This is a genomic window from Amycolatopsis sp. NPDC047767 (assembly GCF_040704195.1).
Lineage (GTDB): Bacteria > Actinomycetota > Actinomycetes > Mycobacteriales > Pseudonocardiaceae > Amycolatopsis.
The window spans coordinates 44096-65824 of the sequence record NZ_JBEYSJ010000013.1; the positions used below are offsets into that span (position 1 = coordinate 44096).

Genomic DNA, 21729 nt, shown 5'->3' on the forward strand with positions numbered 1-21729 from the left:
GTCACAGTGGGGCCTCCTGGTCGCCGCCGGCCACGAGGGCTTCGGCGAGGCTGAGTTCGAAGGCGCTCGCGACGCGCATGGCGTCGGGATCGCCGGGGACGGTGGTGGCGCCGGCCACGGAGTCGAGGCCCGGGTCGGGGCTCAAAGCCAGCGCCGCGCGGAACGCGTCGAGCGAGAAGCCGACGGGGGTCTGGGCGGTGCGCAGGCCGTCGCGGTCGACGGTGGCGGTGATGAGGCCGGCGTCGGTCGCCTTCACGGTGTCCGCCATCGGGAGCACCGGGACTACGACAGACGCACCTGCACGGACCGTGTTCAGTACATCACGGACAGTCCGTTGTGGAGTGAAGGCGCGCAGCGCGTCGTGGACGAGAACCACTGCATCAGGCGAAAGCGAAGGCTCGAAGGCGGGGAAAACCTGCCGGAGCGACGCGCCGGGGACGAACCGGCAGCGATCGGACAGCTCGGAAACAATGTCCGCGAGAGCGTCCGAAAACGACTCAGCACACCGAGAAGGGGCTGACACGACCACCAGATCGAGCTCCGGTGTGCCGAGCAGCCCCTGCACGGTGTGCTTGAGAAGAACTTCACCGTTCACCGCCGTGAGAGCACGCTCTTCATCGGCGGTGTGGTGTGCGACAGTCACGAACGCGACGCTCTGCACCTGCTGGTTCATCGGGTCGTGATCGTAGAGAAGTGGCTGCCCGGTGCCTCCGCCGGGAGCCGGATGACCCGGGGGTCAGACCGTCGCGGTTTCCAGAACTTCGTCGAGGAGTGTTTCCGCCTTGTCCTCGTCGGTGCCTTCCGCGAGCGCGAGCTCGCTGACCAGAATTTGCCGCGCCTTCGCCAGCATGCGCTTCTCGCCGGCTGAAAGTCCGCGGTCCTTCTCTCGCCGCCAGAGGTCGCGCACCACTTCGGCCACCTTGTTCACATCGCCGGAGGCGAGCTTCTCCAGGTTGGCCTTGTACCGACGAGACCAGTTCGTGGGCTCTTCGGTGTGGGGAGCACGCAGTACGTCGAAAACCTTGTCCAGTCCTTCTTGCCCGACGACATCACGCACACCGACGATCTCGGCGTTGTCAGCAGGCACGCGAACCGTAAGATCCCCTTGCGCGACTTTGAGGACGAGGTACTTCTTCTCCTCGCCCTTGATCACGCGGGTCTCGATGGCTTCGATGAGTGCGGCACCGTGGTGCGGGTAGACGACGGTCTCTCCGACCTTGAAAACCATGTGTCCTCTGCCCCTTTCGCTGATTCCATCTTAGCACGGTCTTCAGATGGCCACCTAGCGGCCCGGGATCGTCGTCGCAGGTCAGCGGCTTGGCGGGGGTTGACAAACCTGAATCGCCCGTGCTCATGCAGGTGATGGGGAAGGCGTTGATCAGCAGGTCCGAAATCCTAATTGGACGGTTGATCTTGGGTCCCGGTACACCCGTTGGGGCCCACCGGTTCCGCGCGCGCGACGGCGCCCGGCTAGTCTTCGTCGTGACGAGGCCGTGAGATGGAAGGACTCCGACGTGAGGCTGCAGAAACGTCGTGTGCTCGGCGCAGGTGTGTCGGCGCTCGGTGCCGCGCTGGTGCTCGCCGGGTGCGGGGCCGGTCAGATCACCCAGACCGACACTCAGCAGCCGGCGGTCAACGGTACGTACGCGCAGGTGAAGACGCTGGTGCTGCGCGACGCCGCCGTCCAGTACCCCGCGCAGGGCGCCGCCTACTCGGCCGGCCAGCCCGCGCCGCTCACGCTCACGATCGTCAACCAGGGCCCCCAGGACGACCAGCTCGTCTCGGTCAGCTCGGAGGGCACGAAGTCGCCGGCGCAGATCAGCGGCGCCACCGACATCGTCGCCGGGCACACGCTGGTCATCGGCCCGGACGACGCCGTCGAGTCGACCAACGAGCAGGCCGCGCCCACCACGTCGAGCTCGGCTTCCACGCCGCCCAGCAGCACCTCCTCGGGCGCTCCGACCGCCACGAGCAGCGCGTCCCCGGGCGACGGCGGCGCGGCCACGAAGCTGGGCCAGGGCACGGTCGTGCTGCAGGACCTCACTCAGCCGCTGTGGCCGGGCATGACGATCAACGTCACCTTCACCTTCCGCAACGCGGGCCCGATCACCGTCGCGATGCCGGTCGCCGCGCCGGCACACGTCGAGCCCTGACGGTTTTGTCGGTGCGCGCCGATAACCTCGGCGCGTGGTGAAGAAAACCAGCACCGTCTACCGGTGCGCGGAGTGCGGGTACGAAGCCGCGAAGTGGGTCGGCCGCTGCCCGGAATGCCAGGCCTGGGGCTCCCTCGAAGAGCGGGGCGGGGCCAATCCGGCGATCACGCGGGTGGCCGCGGGCGCGCCGAGTGCGCCCGCGCGGCCCATCGGTGAGGTCGACGTCGAGACGGCCCGAGCCAAGGCGACCGGCGTCTCCGAACTCGACCGCGTGCTCGGTGGCGGGCTCGTGCCCGGCGCCGTGGTGCTGCTGGCCGGCGAACCCGGTGTCGGCAAGTCGACCCTGCTGCTCGAAGTCGCGTTCCAGTGGGCCAAGACGGCCGGGCGCTCCCTGTACGTCACGGGTGAGGAGTCGGCCGGGCAGGTCCGGCTGCGCGCCGAGCGCACGGGCAACGTCCACGGCGAGATGTTCCTCGCGGCCGAGAGCGACCTGTCGGCGGTCCTGGGTCACGTCGACGCCGTGAAGCCGGGTGTGCTGATCGTCGACTCGGTGCAGACGATGGCATCACCGCTGGTGGAAGGCTCGCCGGGCGGGGTCACCCAGGTGCGCGCCGTCGCGGCGGGGCTCGTGGCGCTCGCCAAGGAGCGCGGGTTGCCCGTGGTGCTGGTGGGCCACGTGACGAAGGACGGCTCGGTCGCCGGCCCGCGCGTGCTGGAGCACCTCGTCGACGTCGTGCTGCAGTTCGAGGGCGACAAACACTCGACGCTGCGCATGGTGCGGGGCATCAAGAACCGCTTCGGCGCGGCCGACGAGATCGGCTGCTTCGAGCTCACCGAGGGCGGCATCGTCGGCGTGCCGGACCCGTCCGGGCTGTTCATGAGCCGCACCGCCGAACCGGTGCCGGGCACGGCCATCACGGTCGCCATGGAGGGCAAACGGCCGCTGCTGGGCGAGGTGCAGGCGCTGGTGTCGAGCACGAGCATGCCGCAGCCCAGGCGGGCGGTCAGCGGCCTCGACTCCTCGCGCGTGGCGATGGTCCTCGCGGTGCTGGAGAAACGCGGCCGGCTGAAGCTGGGCGACAAGGACGTCTACGTCGCCACGGTCGGTGGGATGAAGATCACCGAACCTTCGATCGACCTGGCACTGGTCCTGGCACTGACGTCGTCGATGCACGACGTGGCGTTGTCCCAGCGCCTGGTCGCCGTCGGCGAGGTCGGGCTGGCCGGCGAGGTGCGCCGGGTGCCCAACGTCGCACGCCGCCTCGCCGAGGCCGCGCGCCTCGGCTACACCCACGCCCTCGTGCCACCCGACTCCGGCAAGCTGCCCGACGGCATCCGCGCCCTCGAGGTCGGCGACGTCGCCAGTGCGCTCAACGCCGCCAACCACGCGAAGTGATCACGACCCGAACTGGCTGGTGACCTCGTAGCTGAAGCTCGCGGCGCTGAGCGTCTCGCCCGGTTGGATCCCGTAGAAGTTCTGGTTCGTGACGTTCTTCGCGCTGAGCAGCTCGGAAGTCGCGGTGTTGACGTGGACCACCAGCTGGTGGTTGCCGTAGCTGACCGCGTAGGTCTCGGTCTCGCCGTTCGCTTTCCACGTGGTGGCCTGGTCGCGCAGCACGTCGATGATCGCCGCGCGTACCGGGCGCGGCGCGAGCCCGGACGCGAGCACGGTCAGCAGGCGCATCTGCACTTCGCCGGGTCCCGCGTAGGCCGCGGCCGCGGACCCGGCGGTGGGCGGCAGTGGCACCTTCTCCGTGGTCGTCTCGCCGGTCGGCGCCTGGAAGAGGCCGGGGAAGGACTGCATCCCCGGGAGGATCTCCGTGTACTCGTCCGAGGCCCTCCGGGGCAGCGTGGGCGAGGCCGCGGACCCGGCCTGGGTCAGCAGCACCGAGCGGTCCGTCGGCAGGTTCGCGACGAACTCGGGAGTCGGCCGGTACCAGCCGGGGGCCACGTCCGCGTTCCAGCCGCCGGGGTGGGGGAACTGCTCTTTGAAGTCGCCGCCCGTGGCGATCTGCGTGACGGAGTCCGGGCCGGGCAGGCTCGACTGGTCGTACTTCTGGCCCGTGATGACCACCGGGTCGCCCTCGCGGGTCCACCTGCGCATCCACAGGTCCGACCGGTCCGCGGGAATCCAGAACTCGACCTTCTGCTGCACGGCGAACGCACTGCGGTCGGCCACCCACTCGATGTCCGTGTAGGCGTTGGTCACGTGGGTGTACTGACCGGGACCGGGCTGCACGTCGGCGGTCGCCGTGGCCGCCGGCGCCACCGTGGCGGGCCGCTCGACGATCTCGCGGGCCACGACCACCCCGCCCGTCACCACGGCCACCGCGGCGGCCACGGCGATCCAGCGCCAGGCCCCCGGCCGCCTTTTCCGTGGCGGCGCCGTCGGGGCGTGGCCGGTTTCGGCGGCCGCGGCCCGCAGCAGCGTCGCGCGGGCGCGGTCCAGCTCGGCGGGGTCGGTGCGGACGTGGGGGTGGAGGGCGTCGAGGGCTTCGTCGAGCTCGGCGTCGGACCACAGGTGGCGCACGTTGTCGTCGTTCACAGTTCCTTCGCCTCCTCGGCGGTCTCGATGGTGCTCCCGACGGTCGCGGCGTTGGCCCGGAGCCAGCGCCGGATGCGGTGCAGCCGCGAGCGGATCGTGCCAGGCGGCACGCCCAGCGCTTCGGCGACCTCGCTCGGCTCGAGCCCGGCCCACGACACCAGCAGCAGCGTGTCGCGGTCGGCGGCGTTGAGCTTCGCCAGCGCGCCGGCGAGCTGGGCCGCGCGGGTCTGCGCGTCCACCTGCTCGGCGACGCGGCCGTCGTGCCCCGCCGTGGTGTGCTCGCCGGCCGCCGCCAGTCGCGCGGTGGCCCGCAGGGCCCGCGTCTCGCTGCGGATGTGGTGGCGCAGCAGGTTGGTCGCGATCCCGTACAGCCATGAGCGCGCCGTGCCCAGGTCCGGCCGGTACGACTCGCGCCGCCGCAGCGCGACGAGGAACGTCTCGGCCACGAGGTCGTGGGCGGCGTCGTCGCCGACGCGGCGCGCGAGGTAGCGGTGCAACTGGCGCGAGTGTGCGTCGAAGAGCCGTCCGAACACGGGCGCCGGATCGGGAACGCCCAGGTCGGGACGGTCGAACGAATCCGGCAACGCCGCCTCCGGACCGTCGTGGATCACCTGCATGCCCCGTGATGCCCGCAGCTCTCCGCAGCGTTCACGGCAGCGCTCACGGAGTGACCGGACTCACCAGATCGGGTGGTCGCTGAACTTCTCCAGCGTCGTGACGGACGGGCGGACGTAGAACAGGCCGGCCGCGTAGCCGAGCACACCGAGGGCGAAGTTGGCGAACGTGGCCAGCAGGTCCGTCGCGCCGAAGCGGTCGTGGTCGCTCCACAGGTCGACCAGCGCCGACGCGGTGAGGGCCAGCAGGCAGGTGACGACCGTGGCGGTGAAACAGGCGACCAGCGCTGTGCGCGCCGCTCGGGCGCGGGCAACCACGAGGTAATCGCCCTGCAGGCAGCTGCGGCAGGCGAAGACGACGAGGGCCGTCATCACCACCGCGAGCGTCGGCAGCAGCAGGCCGATGACGCCGACGGGCGCGTCGGGGAGGCTGTGCCCGTGCAGCGGGCGGTTCACGAACGCGGTGAGGCCGAACACGAATGCCGTGCCGACCAGCAGGGCGGTGCCGGTGGCCACGGAGCCGCTGCGCACGCGGCGGGCGAAGAGCGGGGGCAGCGGGGCGTAGTCCGTGGCTTCGCCGTAGTACTGCTTCATCCCGTCACCTCCTGCACCGACCTGCGTCCGAGCGCCGAATGAACGTGCAAATGCTCGTGAAGGTCACCTTAAGGGACGGTAGGTCTCTCAAGGTGACCTTCACGGCACTTGTCACCGACCTGTGCTAACGCGGTTAGGCCGGTGACAGGTGTTCACAGCTTCTCGGCGAGCAGGTTCGCGCACCGGATGAGGCCGATGTGCGAGTACGCCTGCGGGTGGTTGCCCAGCGAACGCTCGGCGATCGGGTCATACTGCTCCGGCAGCAGGCCCGTGGGGCCCGCCGAGGCGACGATCTGCGTGAACAGCTCCTCGGCCTCGTTGCGGCGGCCGGTGATGAGGTACGCCTCGATCAGCCACGCGGCGCAGATGTGGAACCCGCCTTCGCCGCCGGGCAGGCCGTCGTCGCGGCGGTAGCGGTACACCGTGGAACCGCTGCGCAGCTCGGCCTCGATCGCGGTCACCGTGCGCTGGAAGCGCTCGTCGGCCGGGTCGATGAGGCCGGTGAGGCCCACGAACAGCGAGGCGGCGTCGAGGTCGGTGCCGTCGTAGGCCGTGGTGAACGCCTGGACCTCGTCGTTCCAGCCGTGCTCCAGCACGTCGGCCTTGATGCGCTCGCGCAGCTCCGGCCAGGCCCCCGGCACGTCGCGGCCGTACTCGTGGCCGAGCTTCACCGCGCGGTCGATCGTGACCCAGCACATCACCCGTGAGTACACCCGGTGGCGCGGCACGTGCCGCTCTTCCCAGATGCCGTGGTCCGGCTCGTTCCAGCGCCTCGTGACGGCCTCGGCCATCGCGCGCACCATCTGCCAGTCCTCGTCGCGCAGCTCGCCGCGCGCCTCGGCCAGGGTGACCACGAGCTCCACGACCGGGCCGAACACGTCGAGCTGCACCTGGTGGTTGGCCAGGTTGCCGACGCGCACGGGCCTCGAACCGGCGTACCCGGGCAGCGACTCGATCACGGCCTCGGCGCCGATCACGCTGCCGGCCAGCGTGTACAGCGGGTGCAGCCGCTCCGGACCGGCCAAAGTGGACAGCACGCCGTGGAGCCACTGCAGGTAGCCCTCGGCCTCCTCGTTGGACCCGAGGTGCACCAGCTCGCGCACGGTCATGGAAGCGTCGCGGATCCAGCAGTAGCGGTAGTCCCAGTTGCGGACGCCGCCGATCTCCTCGGGCAGCGACGACGTCGCCGCCGCCAGCACGCCGCCGGTGTCGGTGTTGACCAGCCCGCGCAGCGTGAGCGCGGAGCGGCGCACCAGCTCGGCCTGCACCGTCGGCAGCTTGAGCTTGGCCGCCCAGTCGCTCCAGTAGCGGCCCGCGCGGTCGCGACGGTCTATTTCGGACAGTTCGTGGGCGCCGAGATCCGTGGTGCCGCAACGGAGTTCGAGCACCACCGGGTTCTCCGGCGTCGGCTGCACGAGTGCGGTGGCGGTGTCGTGCAGGCCGTCGGACGTGATGGTCCACTCCACGCCCGGCGAGCGGAGCACGAAGGGCTCCGACGTGCCCAGCACCCGCAGCCCGTCGCCCTCGGCGACCAGCTTCACGGGCACGCCGCCGAACTCCGGCCGCGGCGCGAACAGCACGTCCGCCGCCGCCTCGCCCGAGATCACGCGCACGATGTCCGTGCGGTGCGAAGGGCTTTCCGGCTCGAGGTAGTCGGTCACGAGCAGGCGCGACCAGCGCGTCTCGACCGTCATCGTGTTCGGCAGGTACCGCTGGCCCAGCGGCAGGCCGTTGCGGTGCGGCTTGATCGAGAAGGCGCCCGCGCCCGGCCCGCCGAGCAGGTCGGCGAACACGGCCGGCGCGTCGGGGCCCGGGTGGCACAGCCACGTGAGCTTCGCGTCCGGCGTCACGAGCGCGACGGAGCGCTCGTTGGCCAGCATCGACAGCCGCTCGATGGGCGGGGCCGACTCGCCGTAGAGCCAGTTCCGCCGTTCCTCCAGGAGGAACCCGAGAACCAGCGCGACGTCGACGGTGTCCGGCACGCGGAAGGTCGCGAGCGTCTCGCCCTCGCCCACCTTGATGCCCAGGTCCGGGCCCGACAGGCGGGCGAACGCCTTCTCGTCGGTCACGTCGTCGCCCAGGAAGATGGCGGCGGTGGCGCCCACCTGGTGGCGCAGGGTGTCGAGCGCGCGGCCCTTGTCCGTCTGGACGACCGCGAGCTCCACCACCTCCTTGCCGTCGGTGGTCGACACGCCTTCCCAGGTCGACGGGCCTTCGTGCACGTCGGCGAGCACGCGGCGACCGGCCTCGTGCTCGGCCCGGCGCACGTGCACCGCGATGCTCGCGGGCTTGACCTCGAGCGACACGCCCGGCACGTCGAGCACCAGGTTCTCCAGCTCCGCCTCGAGCCGGCGGTGCAGGGCACGCGCCTTGTCGTCGAGAGCGTGGATGAACCCGATGTCGAACTCGGAGCCATGGCTGCCCACCAGGTTCACCTCGGCGGGCAGGCGCGACAGCGTCGCCAGGTCACGCAGCGCGCGGCCCGAGATGACGGCTGTGGTGGTCTCGTGCAGGCCGGCCAGAGATCTGAGTGCGCCGACGGACTCCGGCAGCGGCCGGGCCTCGTCGGGGTTGGCGGTGATGGGGGCCAACGTGCCGTCGTAGTCGCAGGCGACCAGCAGGCGCGGGGTACGGGCGATCTGCACGATCGCGCGCCGTAGCTCCGCAGGCAACGCCTCGGCGGTCAACACTCCTCCTCAGGAGGTCCAGCGCGGTACGGGGGGAGGTCAGTCGACCGGCTCCGCACCCAGCGCCTGCAGGAACGAGCGCGCCCACCGGTCGACGTCGTGGGTGAGGACCTGTCGACGCATGGCGCGCATCCTGCGTCGGCCCTCGGCGGGGTCGAGCGTAATAGCAGCCACCAACGCGTTCTTCACCCCGTCCAGATCATGCGGGTTGACCAGGAATGCGCTGGTCAGTTCGGAGGCCGCGCCGGCGAACTCGCTGAGCACGAGCGCGCCACCGAGATCGTGGCGGCAAGCGACGTACTCCTTGCACACGAGGTTCATCCCGTCGCGCAGCGGTGTCACCACCATCACGTCGGCGGCGGAGAAGAAAGCGGCCAGCTCGGTGCGGTTCACGGACTGGTGCAGGTAGTGCACGACCGGGTGACCGACTCGCGCGAACTCGCCGTTGATGCGCCCGACCATCTGCTCGATCTCGCCGCGCATGCGCTGGTAGTGCTCCACGCGTTCGCGGCTCGGCGTGGCGAGCTGCACGAAGGCGACGTCCTCGGGCTGCATGCGCTCCTCGTGCAGCAGCTCGTGCAGCGCCTGCAGCCGCAGGTCGATGCCCTTGGTGTAGTCGAGGCGGTCGACGCCGAGCATCACCGCCTTCGGGTTGCCGAGGTCACGGCGGATCTGCTTGGCGCGCTCGATCACGCCCTTGCTGCGCGCGAGGGTGTCGAGGCCGGCGGCGTCGATCGAGATCGGGAACGCGCCGACGCGCACGGTGCGGTCGCCGACCTGCACCATGCCGGGCCGCGACCGCACGCCGACGGCGCCGCGCGTCGGCTCGAGGCCGACGAGCTGGCGGGCCAGCCACAGGAAGTTCTGCGCGCCGCCGGGGCGGTGGAAGCCGATGAGGTCGGCGCCGATGAGGCCGCGCACGATCTCGGCCCGCCACGGCAGCTGCATGAACAGCTCGACCGGCGGGAACGGGATGTGCAGGAAGAAGCCGATGCGCAGGTCGGGGCGCAGCTCGCGCAGCATCGTGGGCACGAGCTGCAGCTGGTAGTCCTGGATCCACACCGTCGCGCCGTGGGCCGCGACCTGGGCGCTGGCCTCGGCGAAGCGGCGGTTGACCTTCACGTAGCTGTCCCACCACGCGCGGTCGAACACCGGCGGCGCGACGACGTCGTGGTAGAGCGGCCACAGCGTGGCGTTGGAGAAGCCCTCGTAGTAGTCGCGGACCTCGGCGGAGGTGAGGGTGACGGGGTGCAGGACCAGGCCGTCGTCGTCGAACTCCTCGACGTCGACGTCGGGGACGCCGGGCCAGCCGACCCAGGCCCCCTTGCGCGAGCGCAGGAACGGTTCGAGCGCCGAGACGAGCCCGCCGGGGCTCGCCGTCCAGCGCTGGCCGCCGTCCGAAGTGCGCTCCAGGTCGACGGGCAGCCGGTTGGCCACCACGACGAAATCGGCGGACGGTGCGGTCTTGTGCTCGTCAGTCACTACAGCTGCTCCCTCGTCATCCGCGGGTCGCGGCCCCAGTGAAACCCTAGCGCGCGCCAGGTGGCCAGCCGGTGATCAACCGCTTACTCCAGCCGGCGCTCCGGCGGCTCCAGCGGTCCCGCCATGCGCGGTCCGGCGAGCTTGCGTTCGAGCCGCCCGAGCCGCATCCGGACGGGTTGCGCGAGGTATTCACCCAGGACAACGCCCGCCGCGAGCGCGAGCCCGATGGCGACGGCGGTCATCAGCGTCCGGATGTCGCCGCCGGGCTCCACCGCTAATTGGTATAGACCACGATACGTGGAGAGACCGGGAAGCAGGGGAGTGATCCCGGACACGGCCACCACGAGCGGCGTGACGCGCAGCCGGCGGGCCAACAGGCCGCCGCAGAAGCCGACGAGCGTGGCCGCGATGGCCGACGAGCTCACCGCGTCGAACTGCGTGAGCATCAGCGAGCCGTACACGAGCGCGCCGATGGCCCCCGCCGCCGCGGCGACGAGCAGCGCGCGCAGCGTCGAGTAGGAGGCCAGAGCGAAGCACGCGGCCGCGCCGGCGCCCGTGATGACCACGATGGGCAGCTGCTGCGGGGTGGAGTTGATGACGTCCGGCAACGGCCGGCTCGGCAGGCGGAGCATCAGGGCGACCTTCAGCGCCAGCACCACACCGGTGATCAGGCCGGCCGACATGAGCGCCGTCTCCATCGTCCGGCCGGCCGCGGTGACGTTGTAGCCGGTGATCGCGTCCTGCACCGCCGAGACGGTGGACAGCCCGGACAGCAGCACCGTGACGGCCGCGGCGACCACGAGCGTCGGCTGGTCGGTGGTGAGGATGTTGCTGTTCACGATCACGATCGCCGACAGCGTCGCGACGAGCCCGCCGACGACCTGCTGGAAGAAGAACGGCAGGTGGTAGCGGTTGAGCAGCCGGCCGAGCCGGTCGACCACCGAGGAGATCACGAACGCCACCACGGCCACGTCGGGACCGCCGTTGAGCAGCAGGGTGATGAACGCGGCCAGCCCGCCCCACGCGATGGTGGCGACCCAGCGCGGGTAGGGGTGCGGCGCCGCCGTGATGCGCTCCAGCTCCGTGTGCGCCTCCTCGGCCCCCATGTTGCCGCGGACGATCTTGCGCACGAGGATCTCGGCCTGCGTGAGCCGCGTGTAGTCGAGGCTGCGCGACCGGACCACTCGCAACGCGGTGACCGGCGCGAGGTCCGTGCCGCGGTGGCAGGTGACGGTGATCGACGTGAAGATCACGTCGACCTCGCAGTGGGGCAGCCCGAGCGCGGCGGTGAGCGCGAGGATCGTGGCGGTGACGTCGGACGCGCCGGCGCCGCTGGCCATCTGCACCTCGCCGATGCGCAGCGTCAGGTCGAGGACGAAGTTGACGGTCGCGTCGTCGGGCGGCTGCGGGCCCAGCACCTCTTCGCTTTCGACGGCCGGCTGTTCCGCCGTCGGCGCCTCGAGGATGTGCCACGCGCGGCGCCGCAGGAGGTTCGGCCGGTGCCGCTGGTTCGAACGCGGCCGGGGAGGCTCCAGGATCGGCCACCGTCTGCGGTGAATCCCCTGGTCGGCACGTTCGTTGATCTTCATGATCGATCCCACCTCCTCGTCCATCCGGCGTCGTTCTCCTCGACGTTCCCGGGGACCATCGGCCGACGCGTCCCGACCGTTGCACTGATCCGGAAGTGGTGTGCACCACGTCCGCGGTAGATCGTCTCGCAGGGTCGTGCGGGGCGCTCGGTTCGAGGGTTGAACCGGGGGTTCGAAGTGGTCTGGGCAGGGTGGGCCGGGTGGGTCCGGCTGTATCGGGTCGGTGCGTTCCCGGGTACGGAATTCCCTGGTGAAACCGGTTTCGAAAACTGTTTTCCGGAATTCCGCTGAGTGAATGTCTTGAGGTGGTTTCCGGAGACATCAGTGCAGGTGAGGACAGTTTTGACCGTCGGTAAATTGTGGTTGGTACCACTTGGTATTTGCGCTGACCAGGGGGCTTGGAATTGTTGATCTGTGCCGCTTATCACTCTTTAGTGCGTTCTCGTATTTCGTTTCGTAATGTGCCCGTGTTCTCGCGGTTACCCGCGATTCGCTCTCCTCCCCCCGAAGGAGCTCTACCCCGAAATGGCACTCCACCGATTCGAACCCCGATCCGATGCTGCGCCGTCACGCAAGCGGCGCTTCGTTCGCGCCGCCCTGACGGCGACCGCGCTGGCCGCCGCGATGTCGGCCACGGCCGGCCCGGTCCTCGCGAGCACCGCGTCCGCCGCGACCGCGGCCCCCGCCGCCTCCGCGGCCCCCGCCGCCTCCGCGTCGGCCACCGCTCGCGTTGGCGCCTCGGCGCTCAGCCGCGCCCTCACCCAGCAGGGCAAGCCCTACGTCTGGGGCGCGGCCGGCCCGAACGCCTACGACTGCTCCGGCCTCGTCGTGTGGGCGTTCAAGCAGGTCGGCGTGGCCCTGCCGCACAGCTCGCGCCTGCAGTCCACGGCGGGCGTGGCCGTCTCCAAGGCCGCGCTTCAGCCCGGTGACCTGGTGTTCTTCTACACGCCCGTGAGCCACGTCGGCATCTACGCCGGTGGCGGCATGGTCCTGCACGCCAGCCGACCCGGAGTGCCGGTGAAGCTGTCGCCGCTGTCCTCGATGCCGTTCCACAACGCGCGCCGCATCTGACGCGTCCCCCGGCGCCGGCACCCGGTCGCGCGGCTGTTCCCCCGCAGCCACCTTCCGGGTGCCGCCGAGCGGCGGCAGGCCGATATACTTCTCTCGCCCTGGCCTGCTGCGCGGGGCGTCGGCCGGTATAGCTCAGCTGGTAGAGCATCTGTCTTGTAAACAGAAGGTCAGGGGTTCGAGCCCCCTTGCCGGCTCCGATCCTCTCGTCTCCGGGCCCGCCCCAGTCCTCAGTGGACTGACGGCGGGTGTCCCCGCGAGGAACGGTCCGGGTCCCAGCGGGGAACGGCTGCGGTCGCCGCGATGAAGTGGTGGTGCGGTTCGGCGTGGCCCCTGACCACCGCGACCACCGACGGCGAGCAAGTGCGGTCGGGCCGTCGGCATTCTCGACCGGCCTTCGCGAACGCGATGCTGGTCACGAAGGCCATCGCGGCGGTTGCCCGACGAACAAGACACCAGCCGGGCGCGTGCCCGGCATTCTGCGTGAGAGCGCCCGCGACCGGCAGCTGGTGCGAACCTCGGATCGCGAGTGAGCTGCCGCAAGGCCGGGCGCGTGGCTCACGTTGGGCCGCCTGCGTTCAGTGGCCGGGAGATCGTGCCCGGGAGAGGCCGGGCGGGAGCCGTCATGAGATCGGCGAGCACCCGCACATCAGTCCCGCACGCGGTGAAGCACCCGCGTCGCGCCGATGGTGCGACGGCGCGACGGGCACTGCAGCCCTGAGCTGGTGCGGCCGGCGTCGGGCTCGTACTTGCCCGGGTGACGGTGTGCCGCATCGCGGTGGGCCGGAGCGGGCTGGGCTTGATCGAACCGGCTGGCAGGAAAGGCTTTCGAGCCGGTTCGAACCCGTTCGATCCGCGAGCGTCAGGAAGCGGTGGCCAGGCGGACGCGGCGGTCGCGGGCGTAGGAGACCAGTTCGCGCACCTCGTCGGTCGTGATGATGCGCACGGCGTCGTCCAGGAGTTCGGCAGTGGCGACCTGCAGGGGCCAGCCCGTCAGGCCCGGGACGGGGACGTGCCAGAACCACTGGCCCTGCGTCAGATCTTCGGCGGCGACCTCGTCCACGGCGTTCCCCCAAGTGGCGGTTTCCAGAGCGGAGTTTTCCTCTGAACTCATAGGGGAACCCTAGCGACGACCACCGACAAAAAACCGTCCACCGTGGACGAGCGCCTGACCCGCGTTTTTGCGGCCGGGCGCGCGCTGGCCTAGGCTGCGCCGATCACCGGAAGAACAGGACTGGCGAGATGCCCCTGCTTGACTCCGGGTCGTACCGTGATGTCGACCTGCCGACGATCGTCCGCATGGAGCGGAGGCTGCCCTGGTTCGGGTGGCCGCACCTGCCGCTCGGCCTGCTGGTCTGCGTTGCCGCGATCCTGGCCGCGTATCGCGTGCCTGTGTCGTACCACACCACCACGGCCCTGGTCGCCGGCGGCGGCGTGCTCGGGGGCTTCTGCGGCTACGGCTGCGGCCTCGTGATGGTGAGCACGCCCGACCTCGTGAAGACCGGCCGGCTGCGCTGGCGCCGTACGCGCGTGCTGCGCGGCCTGCTGTTCGCGCTGGGTGTGCTCTCCGCCGCGTCGCTGGTCGTGGTCGCGGTGTGTCACTTCGTGCTGCTGGCGGGCGCGTCGGGGCTGCACCCGTTCACGCTCTCGCTGCAGGCGGGCGTGTACCTCGTGCTGGCCGTGGCCAACACGGTGCTCGCGGGGCTCGAAGCGCGAAGCCTGACCAAGGTCCTCAATGGAGTGTCCACCAAGGACGGTGAGCTCACCGCCGCCGCAGCAGGACTTCCTGCGTGACGGAGGCCACCAGCCGGCCGTCGGTGGTGTAGAACTCGCCGTGGGTGAGGCCGCGCTCGTTGGTGAAGCTGCGGCTCTCCATGTCGAACAGCAGCCACTCGTCGGCGCGGAACGGGCGGTGGAACCACACGGCGTGGTCGAGTGAGGTCAGCTGCGCGCGGCCCGGCTCGTCGCGGTGGGGCAGCGCGGCCGTCCCGGCCAGGCGGATGTCGGAGATGTAGGTGAGCGCGCACACGTGCGCCAGCGGGTTGTCCGGCAGGCGGCCCTTCGCGCGCACCCAGATGCGCTGGCGCGGCCCGCTGCCGACGTCCGGCAGTCCCGCCGCCGGGTCGCTGATGAACCGCGCTTCGATCACCGAAAGCATGATCGGCAGCTCGTCCTCGTCGCGGACCTCGACGTCGTCCGGCGCCGGCACCTCGGGCATGCGCGCCTGGTGTTCGCTGCTGGTGGCGGGTTTCTGGAACGACGCCGAGAGGCTGAAGATCGTCTCGCCGTTCTGGATCGCCGCCACGCGCCGGGTGGTGAACGAGCCGCCGTCGCGCGTGCGCTCCACCTCGTAGACGATCGGCAGGTCCGTGCGCCCGCCGCGGATGAAGTAGCCGTGCAGCGAGTGCACGTGCCGGTCCTCGGGCACGGTCGCGCCCGCCGCCGTGAGCGCCTGTGCCGCCACCTGGCCGCCGAACGCCCGTTGCGGCGAACCCTCGTGGCTGGTGCCGCGGAACAGGTTGCGCTCGAGCGGTTCCAGCTTGAGGAGCTGGTCGATGCCGGGGTGCACGGGGTCGGTGATCACCCCGTCATCCTAAGGACCGCTCACTCCTCACGCGGGGTGAGCTGCGTCAACAACGGCAGCAGCGCGGCCGGGTCCTCCACGTGGGCGTTGTGCCCGAGGCCCGCCAACGTGACGGAGCCGGCCGCCAGCGCCCGCAGCTGCTCGGGCCGCGACATCGGGTCGTCGGCGCCCGCCGCGAGCACGACGGGGCACGTCGCTTCGGCCAGCAGCCGCGGCATGTCCGGCGCACCCACGCCGAACGCGGCGGAGTCCAGAGCCAGGCGCCAGCCGTCGGCGGTCGCCACCACACCACCGGGATCCGCGGGCGCCAAGCCGGTGAGCCCGGCGACCTTCAGGTACGCGACCGCGGCGTCTTCCCGCGAGGCGAACAACCGCGGTGGACGCGCGGCCATCGCGGCGGCGCGCTCCAGGTCCTCGGCGCTCCACTCCACTTTGACGCCCAGCGCCAGCACCCCGGCGACCTCCAGGCCGTGCCGCCCGGAAGCCAGCTCCAGCGCCACCACCCCACCCAGGGAATGGCCCACGACGACCACCGGCCCGGCCTCGTCGAGGCCCGCGGCCACCTCAGCCGCCAGCGCCGGGAACGAGTAGGCCGGCAACGGCGCCGAACCACCGTGCCCGGGCAGGTCGGGCACGAGCACCCGCCGGTCCAGCAGCTCGGTCAGCCCGTCCCACACCGTGCCGGTCGCGCCCAGTCCGTGGAGCAGCAGCACGGCCGGCTCGCCGCACCCGTCGGTGCGCAGCTTCAGCGTTTCCACCACTCGGATCTTTCCCCAGGCCGGGGTTCCGGGGCTAGGGTCGGGACCGTGTCGAGTGCCCTGATCGCCGACCCGGACACCTACGTCGAAGGCGTGCCCTACGACGTCCTCGCGAAGCTGCGCCGCGAAACGCCGGTGACGCGCGTCGGCGACTTCTGGGCCGTGCTGCGCCACTCCGACGTACGCGACGTGCTGCGCAACCCCGCCACGTTCTCGTCGCAGCTCGGCGGCACGCAGATCCGCGACCCCGCGACGCCCGAGGACCTCGGCTACGTGCGGCGCATGATGCTGAACATGGATCCGCCCGAGCACGGCCGGCTGCGCGGGCTGCTGAGCAAGGCGTTCACGCCGCGGGCGATCGGCCGGCTCACCGAGCGCATCGAGGGCTGGGCCCACGACCTGGTCGCGGCCGTCGCGGACCGGGGCGAGTGCGATTTCGCCAAGGACGTCGCCGCCGACCTGCCGCTGCTCACGCTCGCCGAGGTGTTCGGCGTGCCGGAGCAGGACCGGCGGCTGATGTTCGACTGGAGCAACCGCGTGATCGGCTTCCAGGACGCCGAATACGCGGTGAGCGCCACCGTCCGGCCGGACGACGTGACGGACCTCGCCCGCGCCGCGCTCGCCGTGCGGCCCGAGCCAGGGCCGGACGGCGCGATGCCCGACCCGCGTACACGCGCCGGGATGCCGGACCTTTACGCGTACGCCAACGCCCTGGGCGAATACAAGCGCAGCCACCCCGGCGACGACGTGATGAGCAACCTCATGCAGCACGTCGACGACGAGGGCGGGCGCGTCTCGATCGCGGAGTTCGAGAACCTGTTCTGGCTGTTTTCCGTGGCGGGCAACGAAACCCTGCGCAACGGCCTGCCCGGCGGGCTCGCCGCGCTGCTGCGGCACCCGGAGCAGTACCGCAAGCTCCTCGACGACCGGTCGCTGCTGCCCGGTGCCGTCGAGGAGATGCTGCGCTGGTGGACGCCGGTCATGCACTTCCGCCGCACGGCCACCGAGGACACCCGGCTGTCCGATGTGGACATCAAGGCCGGCGACAAGGTCGTGGTCTGGTTCTCCTCGGCCAACCGCGACGAGACCGTGTTCGCCGACCCCGACGCGTTCGACGTCACGCGCGCGCCCAGCGAGCACCTGACCTTCGGCCACGGCCCGCACTTCTGCCTCGGCTCGCACCTGGCGTGCGTGCAGATGCGGGCGCTCTTCGAGGCCGTCCTGGACCAGCTCGGCGAAGTCCGCCTCGCGGGCGAACCACGGCGGCTGCGCTCGAACTTCCAGAACGGCCTCAAGAGCCTGCCCATCCAGTGGGGCTGATCGTCAAGACTGCTAGTCCCGCGTCACGATGAGCTTGGCGACGCCGGTCGAGGTGAACCCGAGGAAGATGAACGCCAGGATTCCGTACTGCACCAGGGAATCCCCGGCGAATCCCGTGGACAGCTCCGCGATCAGCAGTCCCAGCATCAGCAAACCGATCACGAGGTACGCCCAAGCCGTGGCCCGTGTGCGGGGCAGCCACCGAAGTCCCATGTCTACCTCCTGGAGTTGAGGTTGCGGATCAGGTCCTGCACGGTCTGGCGCAGGTGTGACAGCGTGTCGCGCACCTCGGTCGCGACGCCGCCGGCGTGGTGGTCGACCGGCCCGGTCACCGGGTGCACCTCGTCCTCGCCGGGCAGCGGCACCCCGGGGCACGTGGTCGAGGCGGGCCGCGAGTTCTTGGTGAGGAAGGTGTTCACGAGCCCGTCGACGCACGGGTTGCCGTTGATCGCGTACTCGCCGTGGAAGGGCGCGTCGTCCACCGAGATCAGCGGCACGCCGGCCGCGCGAGCACCGGCGCGGCCCTGCTCGTAGCCGGTCTGCGGGTCGAACTCGCCCTGCACCACGAGAACGTGGCTCTTCACGGACGCCGGCAGGTTCGGCAGCTCGTGCTGCGGCGCTTCCGACCAGTAGCCGCACGGCTCGCTGAGCCCGTAGGACCAGCCGTAGAGCGGGTCGACGGGACCCTGCCGGTCGCTGAGGTTCTTGTACCAGGCCGCCGACCGCGTCGGCTGGTCACCGCAGGCCACGGCGTAGCGGGTGCCGGCCACCGGTGTGTAGTCGGGCGTCGCGGCGACGACTTTCGCCACGGTGAGGTCCGTGGCCGGCACGCCGAACGCGCTGCGCGACTCGGCGTCGAGGTCGGCCGCGAGGTTCTTCGGCGGCGCCGGTGCGGTGCCGTCCAGCGCGGCCGCACCCTGGGTGAAGACCAGCGCGCCCAGCAGCCACTGCAGTTTGCTGCCGTTGCCGACGAAGATGTGGTCGAAGTTGTCGGGGGACATGCCCTTCGACGCGTAGTACGCGCGCACTTGCTCGTACTTCTGCTTCACGGCCTCGGGCGTTTTCCCGAGCTGGTCAGGGAACTGGCGCGAAAGCCACGGCACGTACACGTCGTCGAACTGCCGCTGGTCGACCTCGGGGAACGCCTCGAAGTCGGCCTGCAGCCGGCCCTCGAAGTTCACACTGGAGTCGAGCACGATCTTGCCCGCGTGGCCGGGGAACATCGACGCGTACTTCGCGCCGAGCCAGGTGCCGTAGGAATACCCGAGGTAGTTGAGCTGCTGGTCGCCCAGCAGCGTGCGGATCAGGTCCATGTCGTGCGTGGTCTGCCACGTCGTGATGTACGGCGTGAGCGCGTCGCTCTGGCAGGCCTCGGCGATGGCCCGCGGCGTCGCCTGGTGCGCCGCGATGCTGGCAGCGGAGCGGTCCCGGGCGTCGAGGGCCGTGGTGGGCAGCCCGCCGGTGGGCACCTCGCACTGCAAACCCTTGTCGCTGCTGCCTTCCTGGCCGGTGCCGCGCGGGTCCATGCCGATGAAGTCGTAGCTCGCGCTCACGGACGGCTCCAGTCCCGCGAGCGAGCCGGCCAGCGAGGTGCCCTGCCCGCCCGGGCCGCCGGGGTTCACGAGGATCGCGCCGGCGCGGTCGCCGGTCGCGGCGACGCGGCTGATCGACACCTTGAGGTCGACGCCGGCGGCCGGGTTCGCCCAGTCGCGCGGCACGGTGATTTCGGCGCATTGTGCTGGTTTCGCCCCGGTGGCCGGTTTGAACGCGCAGTCGCCCCACGTGATTTTCTGGCTCGTGTAAGGGTCTTCGGCCGCGCTCGCCGTCGCCGGGACCAAGGCCGCGGTGGCGGCCGCGACCACCGCCGAGACCAGTACTGCTCTGGGAGTTCGCACCGGGAGTCCTTTCGTCCGTGATCCGCTTGCCGTCGAGTCTCGTGCGCGCGCGGACGCCGGCGATCAGCCTTGCGGACGAACTTCCGGTGCCGCCTCGGCCGTGCGAACGAGGCGGGCCAACGCGCGCGAGGCTGCCACAGCGGGGAAACTGAGGACATGACCATTCCCGCGCCCGGCCCCGGCGTGGTGGGCCGACGGGTCGTGCAGCGCGTGCTCGACCAGCTGCTCGCCACCGTGCCCGTGGCGGTGGTCGCGGTACTCGTCGTGCTCTACGTGCCCCCGCCCGGCTCGCTGCTCACGTTCATCGAGGTCGTGGCGTTCACGACGTTCGGGATCTGGGTGCTCGCGAGTCTGTACCTCGAGATCTGGTGGCCGCACCGCCACCGCGGCCAGACGCCGGCGATGCGCTGGCTGCGGATCCGCGTGGTGCTGCCCGACGGCGGCCGGCCTCCGTTGCGCGCCTACGTGATCCGCGCGGTGCTGATGGTGGTCGACGGGTTCTGCTGGGGCCTCGCGGGGGTGGTGATCATGCTGGTCAGCCCCCGCCGGCAACGCCTCGGTGACCTGGTCGCGGGGACCATGGTCGTGCGCGTCGCAGCTTCAGCGGACGAGCCCGGTCTCCCAGGCCCAGATGGCGATCTCGGTGCGGTTGCGAGCCCGCAGCTTGCGCTGGGCGGCCGCGAGGTGAGTCTTCACGGTGGAGAGCGACAGGACGAGTGACTCGCAGATCTCGGCGTTGGTCTGGCCGCCCGCCACGGCTTTCACCACGTCGAGCTCGCGGTTGGTGAGCGGACTGTCCGGTTCGGACCGTTCCTTGCTCGCACTGCCGACGAAGTGGGCGAGCAAACGCGTGGTGATGGCCGGGGAGACGAGCGCCTCGCCGTGCGCGGCCGCGTGCACGGCCTCGATCAGCAGCGTCGCGCCCGCGTCCTTCAACAGGAAGCCGCACGCGCCGGCGCGCAGGGCCGCGTGGACGTTCTCGTCGAGCCCGAAGGTCGTGACCATCACGACGTGCAGCGGATCGGCGACGTCCGGGCCGGCCAGGAGTTTCGTGGCCTGCAGCCCGTCGATACCGGGCATGCGGATGTCCATCAGCGTGACGTCCGGGCGCAGCTGCCGCGCGAGGCGCACGGCGTCCTGACCGTCGGCGGCCTCGCCGACCACCTCGATGTCCGGCTCGCCTTCGAGGATCAGCCGGAAGCCGGTCCGGACCATCGCCTGGTCGTCGGCGATCAACACGGTCACCGGCACGGGGATCCTCCTGCTCAGGCTGTTCTGCTCAGGCTGTTTCGAGCGGCAGCCGCGCGGCCACCAGCCAGCGGTGCCCGGCCGCCGGGCCCGCGGAAACCGTACCGCCGACGGCGGTGACGCGTTCGGTCATGCCGATCAAGCCGTAGCCGCCGGGCCGCGCGGGCTTGGCCGCACCGTCGTTGCCGACCTCCACCACGAGGTCGCGCTGGTCGCGGCGCACGCTCACCCGCACGTCGGTGGCGCGCGGCGCGTGGCGGCGGACATTGGTGAGGGCCTCGGTGATCAGCCGGTGGACAGTGGTCACGACCTCCGGCGTCGCGTTGAGACCGCCGAGGTCGCCGGGCACGTCGAGGGTGACGGTGCCGTCGTCGGGCACCGCGCGGTCCACGGCCGCAGCGAGCCCGGACGGTGGGCTGAACAAGTTCTCGCCGTCGGTGCGCAGCGTGCCGACGAGCCGGCGCATCGACGCCAGCGCCTCCGCGCCCGCCTGCTCGATCTCGGCGAACGCACTGGTGTCACCGCCTTGGCGTTCGGTCACGCGGTGCGCGGCCTGCACCCGCACGACGATGCCGGTGATCTGGTGTGCGACCAGGTCGTGCAGCTCGCGCGCGAGGTTCAGCCGCTCCGCCGCGCGAACCTCGACGGCTTCGGCCCGGGCCCGCGCGTCGGCGTCGCGCAACAGCAGGCCGATCGCGAGCGCCGCGCCCCACGCGACGGCCGCGGCGGCCGAGAGCAGCGCCGCGGGCGAGCCGATGCCGTAGCGGAACACCGGCGCCGCCACGGCCGCGATCCCACCGAGGATGGACAACGTCGCCGCGGGCGGCCGTTGCAGCCGGTGGCAGCACGCGCCGACGACCAGCGCGATCGCGAGTGACTCGGCCCCGCTGGGCTGCACCGGTAGCCGCTGCCCGAGCGCCGCGACGCCCGCCGTGACGGCCGTGCCGAGCAGCGACAGGCACGACACCGCCGTCGCCACGAGCGCGACGTGGTCCGGGAACCGGCGGCGCAGCACGGCGAGCACGGCCACCACCGGCCCGAGCCCGGGCGCGAAGTCCACGGCGATCAGCGCGAGCGTGCCCTGCGCCGAGCCGGAGCGCGTGAACACCACGGCGTCGAGCACCACGAGCACCACGAGCGCCGCGATCTCGGCGACCAGGGCGATGCGCGGGCCCACGCGCTGGGTGGTCAT

The 21729-nt window shown here is 71.2% G+C and carries 21 protein-coding genes and 1 tRNA gene; 7 read left to right on the forward strand and 15 right to left on the reverse strand.

What is annotated here, in order from left to right; translation table 11 throughout:
* Position 1: 1 nt before the first annotated feature.
* Both AB0878_RS23385 and AB0878_RS23390 read right to left on the reverse strand, forming a co-directional pair.
* A complete protein-coding gene (locus AB0878_RS23385; protein ID WP_366582368.1) occupies positions 2-661 on the reverse strand; it encodes a 2-C-methyl-D-erythritol 4-phosphate cytidylyltransferase in 660 nt (219 codons plus the stop codon).
* 75 nt (positions 662-736) lie between these two features.
* A complete protein-coding gene (locus tag AB0878_RS23390; protein ID WP_033294400.1) occupies positions 737-1228 on the reverse strand; it encodes a CarD family transcriptional regulator in 492 nt (163 codons plus the stop codon).
* Between the two features lie 286 nt (positions 1229-1514).
* Between AB0878_RS23390 and AB0878_RS23395 the strand changes: the two genes are divergently transcribed.
* A complete protein-coding gene (locus tag AB0878_RS23395; protein ID WP_366582369.1) occupies positions 1515-2153 on the forward strand; it encodes a hypothetical protein in 639 nt (212 codons plus the stop codon).
* Positions 2154-2187: 34 nt separating this feature from the next.
* Positions 2188-3549 carry a DNA repair protein RadA gene (gene radA, locus AB0878_RS23400; protein ID WP_366582370.1) on the forward strand — a complete coding sequence of 454 codons (1362 nt, stop codon included), beginning with the start codon at positions 2188-2190 and terminating at the stop codon, positions 3547-3549.
* Here radA and AB0878_RS23405 read toward each other — a convergent pair whose 3' ends face one another.
* The 6 genes from AB0878_RS23405 to AB0878_RS23430 all read right to left on the reverse strand — a co-directional run bounded on the left by AB0878_RS23405 (position 3550) and on the right by AB0878_RS23430 (position 11664).
* Positions 3550-4698, reverse strand: a complete 1149-nt coding sequence (locus AB0878_RS23405) for a hypothetical protein (protein WP_366582371.1) — start codon at positions 4696-4698, stop codon at positions 3550-3552.
* A complete protein-coding gene (locus AB0878_RS23410; RefSeq protein ID WP_366582372.1) occupies positions 4695-5315 on the reverse strand; it encodes a sigma-70 family RNA polymerase sigma factor in 621 nt (206 codons plus the stop codon). Before AB0878_RS23410 ends, AB0878_RS23405 begins: the two co-directional genes overlap by 4 nt.
* Positions 5316-5375: 60 nt before the next feature.
* Positions 5376-5906 (reverse strand): hypothetical protein, encoded by a 531-nt coding sequence (locus AB0878_RS23415; RefSeq protein WP_366582373.1) that lies wholly within the window; start codon positions 5904-5906, stop codon positions 5376-5378.
* Between the two features lie 152 nt (positions 5907-6058).
* The gene (gene otsB, locus AB0878_RS23420; protein ID WP_366582374.1) at positions 6059-8593 is read right to left on the reverse strand and encodes a trehalose-phosphatase; all 2535 of its coding nucleotides are present in this window, start codon (positions 8591-8593) and stop codon (positions 6059-6061) included.
* 39 nt (positions 8594-8632) lie between these two features.
* Positions 8633-10075 (reverse strand): trehalose-6-phosphate synthase, encoded by a 1443-nt coding sequence (locus AB0878_RS23425; RefSeq protein ID WP_366582375.1) that lies wholly within the window; start codon positions 10073-10075, stop codon positions 8633-8635.
* An 83-nt stretch (positions 10076-10158) separates the two neighbouring features.
* Positions 10159-11664, reverse strand: a complete 1506-nt coding sequence (locus tag AB0878_RS23430; RefSeq protein WP_366582541.1) for a threonine/serine exporter family protein — start codon at positions 11662-11664, stop codon at positions 10159-10161.
* Between the two features lie 525 nt (positions 11665-12189).
* On the opposite strand from AB0878_RS23430, the gene AB0878_RS23435 reads away from it, so the two are divergent.
* Positions 12190-12735, forward strand: a complete 546-nt coding sequence (locus AB0878_RS23435; protein WP_366582376.1) for an NlpC/P60 family protein — start codon at positions 12190-12192, stop codon at positions 12733-12735.
* A gap of 121 nt (positions 12736-12856) precedes the next feature.
* Positions 12857-12929, forward strand: a tRNA-Thr gene (locus AB0878_RS23440).
* Between the two features lie 665 nt (positions 12930-13594).
* On the opposite strand, the gene AB0878_RS23445 is transcribed toward AB0878_RS23440, so the two are convergent.
* On the reverse strand, positions 13595-13846 hold the full coding sequence (locus AB0878_RS23445; RefSeq protein ID WP_366582377.1) for a hypothetical protein: 252 nt from the start codon (positions 13844-13846) through the stop codon (positions 13595-13597).
* A 128-nt stretch (positions 13847-13974) separates the two neighbouring features.
* Here AB0878_RS23445 and AB0878_RS23450 point away from each other — a divergent pair, with 128 nt between their 5' ends.
* Positions 13975-14526 carry a hypothetical protein gene (locus AB0878_RS23450; RefSeq protein ID WP_366582378.1) on the forward strand — a complete coding sequence of 184 codons (552 nt, stop codon included), beginning with the start codon at positions 13975-13977 and terminating at the stop codon, positions 14524-14526.
* On the opposite strand, the gene AB0878_RS23455 is transcribed toward AB0878_RS23450, so the two are convergent.
* Positions 14495-15316: an acyl-CoA thioesterase II gene (locus AB0878_RS23455; RefSeq protein ID WP_366582379.1), complete on the reverse strand. Its 822-nt coding sequence runs from the start codon at positions 15314-15316 to the stop codon at positions 14495-14497. The two genes, AB0878_RS23450 and AB0878_RS23455, sit on opposite strands and share 32 nt — an antisense overlap.
* Before the next feature lie 20 nt (positions 15317-15336).
* Positions 15337-16074, reverse strand: a complete 738-nt coding sequence (locus AB0878_RS23460; protein WP_366582380.1) for an alpha/beta hydrolase — start codon at positions 16072-16074, stop codon at positions 15337-15339.
* A 48-nt stretch (positions 16075-16122) separates the two neighbouring features.
* Between AB0878_RS23460 and AB0878_RS23465 the strand changes: the two genes are divergently transcribed.
* Positions 16123-17394 (forward strand): cytochrome P450, encoded by a 1272-nt coding sequence (locus AB0878_RS23465; protein WP_366582381.1) that lies wholly within the window; start codon positions 16123-16125, stop codon positions 17392-17394.
* Between the two features lie 12 nt (positions 17395-17406).
* Here AB0878_RS23465 and AB0878_RS23470 read toward each other — a convergent pair whose 3' ends face one another.
* Positions 17407-17607: a hypothetical protein gene (locus AB0878_RS23470; RefSeq protein ID WP_366582382.1), complete on the reverse strand. Its 201-nt coding sequence runs from the start codon at positions 17605-17607 to the stop codon at positions 17407-17409.
* 2 nt (positions 17608-17609) lie between these two features.
* Positions 17610-19289, reverse strand: a complete 1680-nt coding sequence (locus AB0878_RS23475; RefSeq protein WP_366582383.1) for an alpha/beta fold hydrolase — start codon at positions 19287-19289, stop codon at positions 17610-17612.
* Between the two features lie 156 nt (positions 19290-19445).
* Between AB0878_RS23475 and AB0878_RS23480 the strand changes: the two genes are divergently transcribed.
* Positions 19446-20009: an RDD family protein gene (locus AB0878_RS23480; RefSeq protein ID WP_366582384.1), complete on the forward strand. Its 564-nt coding sequence runs from the start codon at positions 19446-19448 to the stop codon at positions 20007-20009.
* On the opposite strand, the gene AB0878_RS23485 is transcribed toward AB0878_RS23480, so the two are convergent.
* Positions 19890-20540: a response regulator transcription factor gene (locus AB0878_RS23485; protein WP_366582385.1), complete on the reverse strand. Its 651-nt coding sequence runs from the start codon at positions 20538-20540 to the stop codon at positions 19890-19892. The genes AB0878_RS23480 and AB0878_RS23485 overlap by 120 nt on opposite strands.
* Positions 20541-20568: 28 nt before the next feature.
* Positions 20569-21729, reverse strand: coding sequence for a histidine kinase (locus AB0878_RS23490; RefSeq protein ID WP_366582386.1), 1161 nt, complete (start codon positions 21727-21729; stop codon positions 20569-20571).

Excerpts from the sequence above, each read along its gene's own strand:
- AB0878_RS23410 (WP_366582372.1), bottom strand. The coding sequence starts at position 5,315 with ATGCAGGTGATCCACGACGGTCCGGAGGCGGCGTTGCCGGATTCGTTC.
- AB0878_RS23415 (WP_366582373.1), bottom strand. The coding sequence starts at position 5,906 with ATGAAGCAGTACTACGGCGAAGCCACGGACTACGCCCCGCTGCCCCCG.
- AB0878_RS23435 (WP_366582376.1), top strand. The coding sequence starts at position 12,190 with ATGGCACTCCACCGATTCGAACCCCGATCCGATGCTGCGCCGTCACGC.
- AB0878_RS23470 (WP_366582382.1), bottom strand. The coding sequence starts at position 17,607 with ATGGGACTTCGGTGGCTGCCCCGCACACGGGCCACGGCTTGGGCGTAC.
- AB0878_RS23430 (WP_366582541.1), bottom strand. The coding sequence starts at position 11,664 with ATGAAGATCAACGAACGTGCCGACCAGGGGATTCACCGCAGACGGTGG.
- AB0878_RS23490 (WP_366582386.1), bottom strand. The coding sequence starts at position 21,729 with ATGACCACCCAGCGCGTGGGCCCGCGCATCGCCCTGGTCGCCGAGATC.
- AB0878_RS23480 (WP_366582384.1), top strand. The coding sequence starts at position 19,446 with ATGACCATTCCCGCGCCCGGCCCCGGCGTGGTGGGCCGACGGGTCGTG.
- AB0878_RS23450 (WP_366582378.1), top strand. The coding sequence starts at position 13,975 with ATGCCCCTGCTTGACTCCGGGTCGTACCGTGATGTCGACCTGCCGACG.
- AB0878_RS23445 (WP_366582377.1), bottom strand. The coding sequence starts at position 13,846 with ATGAGTTCAGAGGAAAACTCCGCTCTGGAAACCGCCACTTGGGGGAAC.
- AB0878_RS23390 (WP_033294400.1), bottom strand. The coding sequence starts at position 1,228 with ATGGTTTTCAAGGTCGGAGAGACCGTCGTCTACCCGCACCACGGTGCC.